The organism is Neiella litorisoli (assembly GCF_014773395.1).
Classification (GTDB): domain Bacteria; phylum Pseudomonadota; class Gammaproteobacteria; order Enterobacterales; family Neiellaceae; genus Neiella; species Neiella litorisoli.
Map to the genome: position 1 here is coordinate 18,696 of NZ_JACXAF010000023.1, position 12,538 is coordinate 31,233.

Here is a 12,538-nt window from a genome sequence, read left to right on the forward strand (position 1 = left end):
GCTTTTTTGTGGCAATTATTCCGGCGCTTCGAGCTTGGCTTTGCGAGGATTGTGTAGGCGCACTGCTTTTTGTCGTTTCTTTTTCATTCGCAAGTTGAGCATTTCAACCCCGAACGAGAACGCCATGGCAAAGTAGATGTAGCCTTTTGGAATGTGTAGCTCAAAGCCTTCAGCAATGAGAGTGAAACCGAGCAGCACCAAAAAGCTCAGCGCCAGCATTTTAACCGTTGGGTGGCGCTCAACAAATTCAGCAATACTCGAAGCCGCCAGCATCATCACAACCACAGCAATGACCATGGCGATAATCATGACAGGTACGTGTTTGGCAATCCCGACAGCCGTGATCACCGAATCAAAACTAAAGACAATATCAATCAGCACGATTTGAATAATGACGGCACCAAAGGTGGCCTGCACCGCTGAAGTTTGATGGTCTTCGTCACCTTCGAGAGAATTGTGGATTTCATGGGTGCTTTTAGCGAGCAGGAAGAGTCCGCCGCCAATCAATATCAAATCCCGCCCACTGATGGCATTTCCCATGATTTCAACCAAGGGAGCGGTGAGTCCCATCACCCAAGTGATCGACAACAGCAGGGCGATACGGGCGAACAATGCGACTGAAAGGCCTATGTAGCGAGCCTTGGCGCGAACGGCTTTAGGCAATCGGCCACATAGAATCGAGATAAAGATAATGTTGTCGATACCCAGCACGACCTCCAGCACAGTTAAAGTGCCCAGAGCGACCCACGCCTCCGGTGAACTCATCCATTCCATCATTTGCTTGCGACTACCTGTTATATGATTTTGTTTGCTGTTGGGAGTATGGATGGCTTTTTGCCCTTCGCAAAGGGAAATGCGGGCCTTGTTCTACAGCAGCAAATGCTGCACAGCTCAAGTCAGCGAGCTTTGGCGCTATGCTTTTGAACTTTTTTCAAATAGTCTTGCTGCAATAAAACTCTCGAAGGATAGCGAGTAAATGATGACTGAGCGATTGAAATCTATAGTAATTGGTGCCATTGGATTAGCCCTGACGAGCCCCGCGTTGAGCCAAGAGCCCGAATCAGTTGACCCCAACCACCAGCTATTTGCCCGTTCAGTGATGTACCAGTCGCTCAGTGACATGTGCTTGCAACAGAACCCACTATCTCCCATTAAAGCCGCCTATCAACAGTGGTTAGGGCAGCATCAAAGTGATATTGAACTGGGCCGACAAGCGATCACCACGATGGCGTTGGAGCAGGGCAGAACCATGGATTCGGTGGTGAACGTCTTCCTTCACATGGTTGAGCAAAACTGGGGGCAGCTTGATGAACCGGGCAGAGCGCAGCAATGTGATGAGTTGTTGAACTATTTGCAGCAAGGCCAAGTGGCGGCGGTTGTTACGCCAGCAGCCCCAGAAGCGGCAAACAGCCCCTAGATTTTGTAAGCATCGACGATTGCCTCAAGTTTTTCCGAAAGTGCCACCACTTTGTCACTAATCACATTGTCGGTGGCAGCATCTTGAGCCGATTTTTCGGCGATTTGCCGGATCGCGGCTAAATGGCCATTAATCTGCTCCATGGCTTTGGTTTGTTCGTTGGCGGCTTGGGCAACTTGGGCGTTGAGTTGCGATATTTCGTCGCTCTGGGCCTCAATTGCCGTTAGCTGCTCCGCGAGCTGCTGAATACTGCCCGACGAATTCTGTGCAGATTGAATGACCTGCTCGATAATCCCGACGACCTGATCTTTCTGGCGCCGCAACTCTTCATTGATCGATTTAATTTCGTCCGTTGAATCATGGGTTCGGTTGGCCAGAGAACGCACCTCGTCGGCGACCACAGAGAAGCCTCGGCCTTGCTCGCCTGCGCGGGCTGCTTCGATCGCGGCGTTTAACGCCAACAAATTCGTTTGCTCGGCTATTGCCGATATCACTTCCACCACGGTACTGACTTTGTCGCTGCGCTCTTCGAGCTGCTCCAAGCTTTGGCTGGCAGAGCTCACTAGTGTTGCGAGCTGTTCAATTTGTGCTTGTACGCGCTGAGACTCGATGGCGCCACTGCGCGCCTGCTGATTGGCCGATTCTGAGCGCTCAGCGGTGTATTTGGCGTTTTGCAACACTTCCGCTGCCGATGATTCCATCTCGGTCATACTTGTTGCGACCGAGTCCGTCCCCTCTTTGAGTTCGACGACCGACTTCTCGGTCGAGGCGGCAATGTGATGGACTTGTTCGGCGGTGTCATGGAGAAGGTGGGTGTTTGAAGCCAGTTGCTTCACGCTGTGACGAAATTGCGCCAGTAATTGATCGATGGAGCGATACACTTGACCAATTTCATCTCCGCGCTGGCCTCCTAGCTGTACTGACAAATCGGAATGCTCGGAGATGGTCGCCAGTTTACCGCGCAGATCGTTTAATCGCGCGACTACGGTGCGCTTAAATACCAGAGCCAACGCGGCAACGCCAATGGCGAAGATGAGCGTGAGCAAGCCTGATTGTTGCCATAACGCCTGATAAATTTGTTGCTCCGCGTCCGCCAATGAGTAATCGATGCGAACCGCGCCGGCGATTTCCCCTTCCTTGCTGGTTGCATGGCACATTAAGCAATTAATACCATCATGGTTTGCTGTCATGACAATTGGCGTCAACACCGTCACTAGGGGCGTCCCCGATGCGCTGCTGAAATGCTCAATATGCTCACCGGTTAGTGCTCGGCGTTCGAGAGCATCAAGGTGAGTTGAACCTTGAGTACCGAGACCAAACATGGCAACTAACGCTTCGCCACGAATAATATCGAGGCGCTCAACGTTGGCCTGCGATAGCATTTTTCGGTGAAGCACTGGTTGTTGAGTCATCGCCCCGGAAAGCATTAAGGTATTGACCGATTCAAAATAACCATTGGCCAGAGCCGTTGCTTGTTTCGACGCCATTTGTCGAACCAGATCGCGCTCGTGCTGGTAGCTGAACGACAGTGTAATGAGGAGCAACACAAGGCCGACCAATGCCATGGTCAGGTAAAGCTTGGTTGCGATGGAAAGTTGCTTCATTGCAAGTGCACGAGTCGTGGCTAATCCTTGAAAAAACTATAATCGCTATTTGCGATTTCGGCTGTAGGGAAGGCCGGCACTGTTAAAAAAGTCACAAATAAATCAGTAAGCAACAGCCGTAAAACAGACACCAACGATCAGCAGGCTCTAGGGGGACGCGCCAAACTGTGGTTCAATAGCCGATCTTGGGTGTTCGGGAGATAGTTGTGGATCAAAAGTGGATGCGGCGCGCCATCGAGTTAGCGGCGCAAGCTGAAGAGCTTGGTGAGGTGCCTGTTGGTGCGGTGCTGGTTGGCGATAATGGCGAGGTAATCGCTGAAGGGTTCAATCAGAGCATTTGTCAGCATGATCCAACAGCTCACGCTGAAATCATGGCATTGCGGCAAGCTGGCGAGCGGGTTAGCAATTACCGCCTTACTAATACTACCTTGTATGTCACCTTAGAGCCTTGCCCTATGTGTGCTGGTGCAATGGTTCATGCTCGGGTCGGCCGTCTTGTTTATGGTGCCGCAGATCCGCGTACGGGCTCCGCAGGAACGGTATTTCAATTACTTCAATCTGCGCAATTAAATCATCAGGTAGAGGTGCTCGGAGGGGTTGAGCAAGAACGCTGCGCTGAGCAGCTCAAGCGCTTTTTTCGGAACAAACGGGCACAACAAAAGGCACAGAAAAAAGCGCGTCAGAATGATCTGTTGGCAGACTAGTTGTCTGCCAAAAACATGGTGTGCTGCTTTCTCAAGCGCGCATAAATATTGCGTTTAGTTCGTTTCACTTGCATGAAGCGTCGTAAGTTTTGACTTCTGGTGCGAGTTTTACGCATTGGTTTCAACCTCATTTTCAGTTCTCCGCCATTACACTTGCCAATTATTACAATTCGATGAATCGAATCACCAAAACGCGTTATGGCTGTTCGGCTGATTCAGCCTCTGCAGCTTCCTCCAACGCGCTTTGTTGATCTTCCGGCTCCTCAAATTTCTCGATCAATTCGGTAATGTTGGAGAAGCGGTCTTGCTGGCGCTCCAGCTCTTTTTGCCGAGATGCCTGGCGCTCTAACCACAATAACGTTTCGTAATAGCGGCGAATATTGCGAACATAACGGACTGGCTCATCGCCGCGGGCGTAGCCAAATTTGGTTTGCTTGTACCATTGGCGCTTGCGTAGCAACGGCAAGCTCTCTTGCACATCTAACCAAGAGTAGCGATTTCTATCACGAAGCTCGGTGATATCCATTGCATCGATCAAATGTCCGTAACCTACATTATAGGCTGCTAGCGCAAACCACATACGTTCATTTTCCGGCACTTTGTCAGGAATGCGCGCTAACATCTTCTCTAAGTACTTGGCACCGCCCATGATGCTTTGCTCTGGATCGAGGCGGTCAGTGACGCCAACACCGCTGGCGGTGGCCTGTGTAAGCATCATCATGCCCCGAACGCCGGTAAAAGAAGTTGCCTTGGGATTCCAGTGCGATTCCTGATAACTAATCGCGGCCAGCAGCTCCCAATCAATGGTTTGAGCATAACGCTCAAATAGTTTGCGATAGCGCGGCAATTTACGTTTTGTCGCGCGGATAAAAGCTCTGGTATCGACGTAGTCAAACTCATTGATGTGACTGAAATACTTGTGCTCAATTTCGGCGAGCAGGCCCTGATCGTTGATCCAGCTGAAATATTCAATGGCAATTCCAAACAGGCTGTCGTCATCAGAGTCGGCAAATGCCCAGGCAATGTGTTGTTCGCCTTCAAGGGAAAAGGCCACCGACAATTCAGGATGAAAGCGACGCATTGAATCCAGTTGAGTCGAGTCGACTAGGGTGTAGTCAATGTCGCCAGAGAGCACTTTCATCAGCAATGAATCGCTGTTGTCGTTGGCGCTCTCGCGCCATTGCAAGTCGGGGTGCTGCTGTTGCTCTTCCATCAATTTTTCAGCGTGGGCACTGTTGGCCATCACGACTAATTCACCGGGCACCTGATTTAAGCTCAACGGCCATCGATTGCCTTTTTTGAATACGACTTTTTGAGTGACCTGATAATAGCTGGGACCGAACCGGAACTGGCTACGGCGCTTTGATGTGGGGGTTAATCCGGCGGCCGCTAAGTCAATTTCATTGGCTTCGAGTTTGTTGAATAGCATGTCGATGTGATGAACCGGCACCATCTGTAACTCAACGCCAAGGTATCGGGCAAATGAATGGGCGAGATCATACTCCAGCCCAGTTTCGCCCGACTGAGCTTGCATGTAGGTGGTCGCTCCAAACAAGGTGCCAACGCGCAGAACGCCACGCTGCTGAATGAGCTGAAGGTGAGAATCGGCCTGTGGAGTTTGCGGCAAACAGCCCGCCAGCAGGGTAGATAACGCCAGAATAAGCCAAACAACATACTGCTTTGGATGCCAACTTCTCATAAATTTTTATTTATTAATCATATAGCTGAGCTATTTATCTACGCCACATTTTAGCTTCAATAAAAGATCTTGCACTCGATTGTTGGTAATCGCTGCATTTGAGCGATTTTTTGCCTATAATAGCGCCCCTTAATATCGTCCACCCCATCAGATATCGAGTCCAATACCGTCTATGGAAATTCTACGCGGCGCGCCTGCCTTATCCGACTTTCGTATCCAGAAATTACTGGCTGCTTGTGCTAAAAATCAGCTCCCTGTAGTTGAGGTTTATGCTGAATTCATGCACTTCGTTGAGCTTAACGGGCAATTGAGTCCTGAGCAACAGGCTGAGTTGGCTCAGATCCTGACCTACGGCCCAACAATTGCTGAACATGAGCCAGAAGGCTTACTCATGCTGGTGACCCCTCGCCCGGGCACTATCTCTCCTTGGTCGACCAAGGCAACAGACATCGCTCATAACTGTGGCTTAGATGCCATCGTACGCCTTGAGCGAGGCACTGCCTATTACCTTAAGGTCGAAGGTGAACTCACTGCTGAACAAACCGTTGTGCTGAAATCTTTACTGCATGACCGGATGATGGAAGTGGTGTTTGCCGATATGAACCAAGCTGAAGCTTTGTTCCAACATCATACGCCGGCGCCACACAGCTCTGTTGATGTGCTAGGCGGGGGCCGCGAGGCATTAGCTAAAGCCAACGTTGATCTGGGTTTGGCACTGGCCGAAGATGAAATCGATTATTTGGTCGGGAGCTTCATTAAGCTTGAGCGAAACCCGAACGACATCGAACTCTACATGTTTGCCCAAGCAAACTCAGAGCACTGTCGCCACAAGATTTTTAATGCCGACTGGACTATCGATGGTGTTGAGCAGCCGAAATCGCTGTTTAAGATGATCAAGAACACCTACGAACAAACGCCAGATTATGTGTTGTCTGCCTATTCAGATAATGCCGCGGTGATGGAAGGTTCTGCTGCGGGTCGCTTCTTCGCTGACCCAGAAACGCGCGAGTACGGTTATCATCAAGAAGATATTCAAATCTTGATGAAGGTTGAAACCCACAACCACCCAACCGCTATTTCTCCTTGGCCGGGCGCAGCAACCGGCTCTGGTGGTGAGATCCGTGACGAAGGCGCTACCGGTAAAGGCGCTAAGCCAAAAGCTGGTTTAGTCGGTTTTTCGGTATCAAACCTACGCATTCCTGGTGCTGAACAGCCGTGGGAAACTGACTTTGGTAAGCCTGCCCGTATCGTGTCCGCCTTCGACATCATGATGGATGGCCCACTGGGTGGCGCAGCGTTCAATAATGAATTTGGTCGCCCGGCACTGCTCGGTTACTTCCGTACCTACGAAGAGCAAGTCAACAGCCACGCTGGCGAAGAAGTTCGCGGTTACCATAAGCCCATTATGCTCGCTGGCGGTATTGGTAATATTCGCGACGAGCACGTCATTAAAACCCCATTCGAAGCTGGCTCTAAGCTAGTTGTGTTGGGTGGCCCAGCGATGAACATTGGTTTGGGCGGCGGTGCTGCTTCGTCCATGGCATCAGGCCAATCAAGTGAAGATTTAGATTTTGCTTCAGTACAGCGAGACAACCCAGAAATGGAGCGTCGTTGTCAGGAAGCCATCGACCGCTGCTGGCAGTTGGGTGATGACAACCCAATCGCCTTTATCCATGATGTCGGTGCTGGTGGTCTATCAAATGCATTCCCTGAGCTGGTTCACGATGGCGGCTGCGGTGGTAAATTCCACTTGCGCAATGTACCAAACGATGAGCCGGGCATGAGCCCGCTGGAGATCTGGTGTAATGAATCGCAAGAGCGCTATGTGCTGGCAATTAATCCAGATCGCTTAGATGTCTTCGAAGCCATCTGTAAGCGTGAGCGCGCACCGTTTGCTGTGATTGGAGATGCAACTGCTGAACAATCACTGAAACTGCACGACAGCCACTTTGAAAATACCCCAATCGACTTGCCACTCGATGTGTTGCTTGGCAAGCCACCTAAGATGCACCGTGACGTTAAAACAGCGAAGGCTTCTGGGGAAGCACTGAAGTTGGATGACGTCACTCCGGCTGATGCGGCAGAGCGCTTGCTGCGCTTGCCAACCATTGCCGAGAAGACTTTCTTGGTCACCATTGGCGACCGTACGGTAACCGGCATGGTGGCACAAGATCAGATGGTTGGCCCGTGGCAGGTGCCAGTAGCCAACTGCGCGGTGACCACTGCCTCGTTCGATACCTATGCTGGTGAAGCCATGTCGATGGGTGAGCGCACGCCTGTTGCGTTGCTGGACTTTGGCGCTTCTGCCCGTTTGGCGGTTGCTGAATCAATTACCAACATCGCAGCCAATTCAATTGGTGAACTCAAGCGTATTAAGCTGTCAGCCAACTGGATGTCAGCCGCGGGTCACCCAGGTGAAGACGCTGGCCTTTACGAAGCGGTAAAGGCTGTGGGTGAAGAGTTGTGTGCGGAAGTTGGTTTGACTATTCCTGTGGGTAAAGACTCGATGTCGATGAAGACCCGCTGGGAAGAGAACGGAGAAGACAAGTCAGTAACGGCGCCAATGTCATTGGTGATCACTGCGTTTAGCCGAGTGCTGGATGTTCGTCAGTCGGTAACGCCACAACTTCGCACTGACAAGGGCGACACTGAGTTGCTGCTGGTTGACTTAGGTAAGGGTCAAAACCGCTTAGGCGCCTCTTGTTTGGCGCAGGTTTACAAGCAATTGGGTGATGTTGCGCCAGATTTGGATGACAACCAACTGCTGCTGCAATTCTTCAACGCAATCCAAGCCTTGGTGCAAGACGAGAAATTACTTGCGTACCATGACCGCTCTGACGGTGGCTTGTTCACCACGGTGGCGGAAATGGCCTTTGCTGGTCACACCGGTGTGACCGTTGATATTGCCAACCTTGGCGACAACGACCTAGCTGCGCTGTACAGCGAAGAGCTAGGTGCCGTGGTGCAAGTCTCTGTGGCTGAGCGTGACGCAGTACTGCAAGTGTTTGCTGACAACGGCTTGGCTGATTGCGTGCACGTGATTGGTCGTTTGAACGATACCGACACCATCGACTTTGTTCGAGGTGACGCCACGGTGCTCAGCAACACCCGTACTCACTTCCGTATGGCGTGGGCTGAAACCACTCACAACATGCAAGCATTACGTGATAACCCTGAGTGCGCCAAGCAAGAGTTTGACGCGAAAGCGAATGCGGCCGATCCGGGGATCCAAGTTGAGCTCGGCTACGATCTAAACGAAGACGTGGCGGCCCCATACATTGGCACTGGCGCGGCACCTAAGATTGCGATCTTGCGCGAGCAAGGCGTCAACTCTCACGTGGAAATGGCGGCCGCATTTGACCGCGCAGGTTTTGCTGCGGTTGACGTCCACATGAGTGATGTTTTAGCTGGAGACATCGACTTTGACCAATTCAAAGGTTTAGTAGCTTGCGGTGGTTTCTCATACGGTGACGTATTGGGCGCTGGTGAAGGTTGGGCAAAATCAATCTTGTTCAACAGCCAAGCACGTGATGCCTTCCAAGGCTTCTTCCATCGTGATGACACCTTTAGCTTAGGCGTGTGTAACGGCTGTCAGATGATGTCGAACCTGAAAGATCTAATCCCAGGTGCTGAGCTTTGGCCTCGTTTCGTGCGCAATAACTCGGAGCGCTTTGAAGCGCGCTTTAGCACGGTGAAGATTGCAGAAAGCCCCTCTGTACTGCTCAAGGGGATGGCCGGTTCGCGGATGCCAATTGCGGTCTCTCACGGCGAAGGCCGTACTGAGTTTGCTAATGCTGACGCTCTGGCTGCACTGCAGAAATCAGGCACAGTGGCAATGAACTACGTGGATAACAACGGCCAGTTCACCGAGCAATATCCGCTGAACCCAAATGGCTCGCCAGAGGGTATTACTGCAGTCACTTCTGCTGATGGTCGTGCCACCATTATGATGCCGCACCCAGAGCGCGTGTTCCGCGCCGTAAGCAACTCGTGGGTGCCAGATGACTGGCAAGAAGATAGCCCATGGATGCGTTTATTCCGCAATGCTCGAGTGTTCGTTGGCTAAAGCTAATCTCTTTGATAATAAAAACGGCGCCTATTCAGCGCCGTTTTTTTATGCCCAGAGATGGACTGTATGCCGTGGGCGCACGGATGCGCAGAAGCGGCGATGTCTGCTAACGGCTGTTAATCGAGCTGTGGCTCTGTTGGTTTGATGTCATCGCTTGGGTAGCAGCCGAGCACTTTGATAAAGGTGGTGATGTCCTGCAGTTGCTCCATCGCCGCAGTCATATTGCTGCTTTTTACATTACACTCGACATCGACGTAGAACATTTCTTCCCACGGGTTACCAGGAATTGGTCGAGACTCCAGCTTGCACATGTTGATGTTGTTTTGCTTCAAGATCAGCAAGGCATCTACCAGTGCGCCGGGGCGCTGCTTGACCGACATAATAAAGGTTGTTTTTGCTGGAATTTGTTCTGCAACGTCGACCGGCTTGCGGGCAATTACGATAAAGCGACTGAAATTTTGGGATTGATTGGCTAAGCCGGTGCGGATCGGCGTCAGGCCATATAATTTACCGCCCTCGGCATTACCAATCGCCGCTACGTCATCTCGTTTCAAGTTTGCCACGACCTCAAAGGCTTGTGATGTGGCATCGGTGCGCTCAACAGTCACATCCGACAACATGCCAAGGTAATCACTGCATTGGGCGATGGGTTGAAAGTGAGAGTAGATAGTACGAATGTTTTCTTCGCTGGTATCGGTGGCAACCAGCAGGCAATGCTCAACGGGTACCGACAGCTCGCCGACAATATGCAAGCTGGTATGTTGCAGTACATCGTAGACTTCATTAATGCCGCCAGACGAGGTGTTTTCAATCGGCAATAGCGCGTAATCGGCCAAACCATTTTCAACTTTGGCGATGATTTCTTTAAAGCTTTTACAGCCATGTTCAATTACTTCTTCAGCTCGACGGGCAAAATACTTGTGCGCGGCGAGGTGGCTGTATGAACCTTGTTGGCCGAGAAAAGCGACGCGTACTTTGTTGGCAATGGTTTCGGGGTTGATGTGCTGCTGTAAGTAGGCTTGCTGCAGTAATACCGAATCTTCAATCACGCTATGAAACACTTGTGTGACATAGTGCGAGTCGAGCTCTAGTGCCTTGCCTTGGTCGATGAGTTCGACCAACAGTTGTTGTTCTCGGCTGGTATCCCGAATCGGCTTGCTGCTGGCAAGCTTGCTTTTGGCAACCTCAATGCTCAATGCGCGACGTTGTGCCAATAGTTCGAGCAGTTGGCTATCCGTTTGCGAGATTTGTTGTCGAACCTCATTTAAATCAGGTGAAGACATGGTGTGTCCTTGCAGCTTTTACATCAAAAACAAAAAGGCCTCCCGTTGTTTGGGAGGCCTGTGTTTGCTATACGCTCGATACAACACAACCACCCGCTATGAGGTGGTAAAAAACGAAAAAATTAGGTGTTGTTGGAGTCGTTTCATGGCTGACAATCTAAGGAATAGGTTGCCTGCTGTCAACCAAAATTGACGCGAGCACGCGCTTGACGTGCTCGTTTAGACTTGAAGTTTTATGCGGCTTGAGTTCTCGCTGTGGTTTGTTTGCCCCGATGACGGATCACCTGCTGCTTCAGTTTGTCGACCAAACGATTCGTGGCCGTTTGAAAGTTCTCATGGTTTGCTTTGGCGAAGATTTCATTACCTGGAGTGAGGATACGGGCTTCGACCATAATGTCGTTGCCATCTTTTTCGATAATAACGCGAGGGTTAATCAGCTGTACGTCAAGACGTTCCAGTTTACTGAATGCATAGCTAATGTGCTCGCGGATGGAAGGGGTAACAGGCATTGTTTTACAGGTGATTTCGATATTCATCGTGGGCTCCTTTTTTGCTTGCCTCAAATTCAGAATACGAACTCAGAGCGAGAATAATGTGATGCAAATCAACTTCGTGGCGGCACGAAAAAGTTCCCAGATTATTTGTGAGAAGGGCTGCAATAACAACGATAAAGGGATGGAAGTTTGCAACGACTTAGTTACATTGGGTTAATAACTTCAGCCGCTTGAATGAGACGAATGGTGTTATCCGCAGCGGATGCTCGTGGTGCGATTAGTTCTTCTTATTGCCGCGCAAGCCAAGACCAAACATAAACTCTAAAGCACACACTATTGCCAACAATCCAAGCACCATATAAATCGTCATCGAATCAGTCACTTTAGTCTTTAATGGTTAAAAGATGAGCTATTGAAAGGCCAAGTCGCTTTTGCTGTCAAGAATTTGGCGAACATTGTGAGATTTATGTGAGTTCTATCTCGTTACACTGACACAACGTTTCCAGAACGGCCGAGGTTACTGGTACCGCCTTGGGCGTTATAGGTAACCCCAGATCGCTTACTGGCTTTTGCCAATACGTTTTGCAGGCGGCCAATACTGGTCATTGCCAGCGCAATCATCCGGCCATTGCTTTCATTCAACTCTTTGCAGAGCTTCAGTAGCGACTTCGCTTTGGTGGCTTGTAGTTTGAGATCTTCGGTGTCGAGCTGATGCTTGGATAGCGCTTGGTCACCGATTTGCAGTTCTTTGAGCAGGGCAGTTTTCTGCGGAGGAATGCTGGCGAGGGAATCTAATTGGCGTTCAACCAATACACGCTGCTCTTCAATTAAGAGCTGCTGTAGTAGTTTTAGTCGTTCAAGCTGTTTTTCTAATAGGGCTGTCGCTGCGTGTTGCTGATTCATTAGGCGCCTGTCAGATTTCCGAGTTCTTTCTCGAAAGCCTGCAGTTTTTGGGCCAATTTTTCAGGGTCAACTTTGTATTGACCTTCAGCGATAGCTTTCTTGATATTAGCAACGCGCTCTTGACTAAACGAAGGGGCATTGGCCATTGCTCGTTGCATGCTACCTAATGATTGTGCTTGTTGAGTAAGGGACACCGAATCCTTTGGCGTGGCAGGTGCTGCCTGCTGGCTGGATTGGCTTTGCGATTGAGTTGTTTGGCGGTTTTGTTGAACCTGAGCGTCAGATTTTCCGGCAGTCGAGCTTTTAACCTGATTGCCAGGATTTCCATGCAGACGGTTTGTGTCGATAGCCATAATTGTTTCCAA

At 50.5% G+C, this 12,538-nt stretch carries 10 protein-coding genes; 3 read left to right on the forward strand and 7 right to left on the reverse strand.

Annotated elements, in window-relative coordinates; genetic code table 11:
• Positions 1-15: 15 nt before the first annotated feature.
• Positions 16-765, reverse strand: coding sequence for a TerC family protein (locus IC617_RS15390; RefSeq protein WP_439651277.1), 750 nt, complete (start codon positions 763-765; stop codon positions 16-18).
• Between the two features lie 226 nt (positions 766-991).
• Here IC617_RS15390 and IC617_RS15395 point away from each other — a divergent pair, with 226 nt between their 5' ends.
• Complete coding sequence (locus IC617_RS15395; protein ID WP_191145879.1) at positions 992-1,417, forward strand: hypothetical protein; 426 nt, start codon at positions 992-994, stop codon at positions 1,415-1,417.
• Here the strand turns inward: IC617_RS15395 and IC617_RS15400 are convergent.
• Positions 1,414-3,021 carry a methyl-accepting chemotaxis protein gene (locus tag IC617_RS15400; protein WP_191145880.1) on the reverse strand — a complete coding sequence of 536 codons (1,608 nt, stop codon included), beginning with the start codon at positions 3,019-3,021 and terminating at the stop codon, positions 1,414-1,416. The two genes, IC617_RS15395 and IC617_RS15400, sit on opposite strands and share 4 nt — an antisense overlap.
• 206 nt (positions 3,022-3,227) lie before the next feature.
• Here IC617_RS15400 and tadA point away from each other — a divergent pair, with 206 nt between their 5' ends.
• Positions 3,228-3,725 carry a tRNA adenosine(34) deaminase TadA gene (gene tadA / locus IC617_RS15405; RefSeq protein ID WP_369410418.1) on the forward strand — a complete coding sequence of 166 codons (498 nt, stop codon included), beginning with the start codon at positions 3,228-3,230 and terminating at the stop codon, positions 3,723-3,725.
• 196 nt (positions 3,726-3,921) lie between these two features.
• Here the strand turns inward: tadA and mltF are convergent, their stop codons facing one another.
• Entirely contained in the window at positions 3,922-5,424 is a 1,503-nt protein-coding gene (mltF, locus tag IC617_RS15410; protein WP_191145881.1) for a membrane-bound lytic murein transglycosylase MltF, read from the reverse strand.
• A gap of 172 nt (positions 5,425-5,596) precedes the next feature.
• Between mltF and purL the strand changes: the two genes are divergently transcribed.
• Positions 5,597-9,490, forward strand: a complete 3,894-nt coding sequence (purL, locus tag IC617_RS15415) for a phosphoribosylformylglycinamidine synthase (protein ID WP_191145882.1) — start codon at positions 5,597-5,599, stop codon at positions 9,488-9,490.
• Positions 9,491-9,609: 119 nt separating this feature from the next.
• Here purL and IC617_RS15420 read toward each other — a convergent pair whose 3' ends face one another.
• The 4 genes from IC617_RS15420 to flgM all read right to left on the reverse strand — a co-directional run bounded on the left by IC617_RS15420 (position 9,610) and on the right by flgM (position 12,526).
• A complete protein-coding gene (locus tag IC617_RS15420; protein ID WP_191145883.1) occupies positions 9,610-10,776 on the reverse strand; it encodes a chorismate mutase in 1,167 nt (388 codons plus the stop codon).
• 233 nt (positions 10,777-11,009) lie between these two features.
• Positions 11,010-11,312, reverse strand: coding sequence for a ribosome hibernation-promoting factor, HPF/YfiA family (gene hpf / locus IC617_RS15425; RefSeq protein WP_191145884.1), 303 nt, complete (start codon positions 11,310-11,312; stop codon positions 11,010-11,012).
• A gap of 441 nt (positions 11,313-11,753) precedes the next feature.
• Positions 11,754-12,173, reverse strand: coding sequence for a flagellar protein FlgN (flgN, locus tag IC617_RS15430; protein ID WP_191145885.1), 420 nt, complete (start codon positions 12,171-12,173; stop codon positions 11,754-11,756).
• Positions 12,173-12,526, reverse strand: coding sequence for a flagellar biosynthesis anti-sigma factor FlgM (gene flgM, locus IC617_RS15435; protein ID WP_191145886.1), 354 nt, complete (start codon positions 12,524-12,526; stop codon positions 12,173-12,175). The genes flgN and flgM overlap by 1 nt, the downstream gene beginning before the upstream one ends.
• Positions 12,527-12,538: the final 12 nt, after the last annotated feature.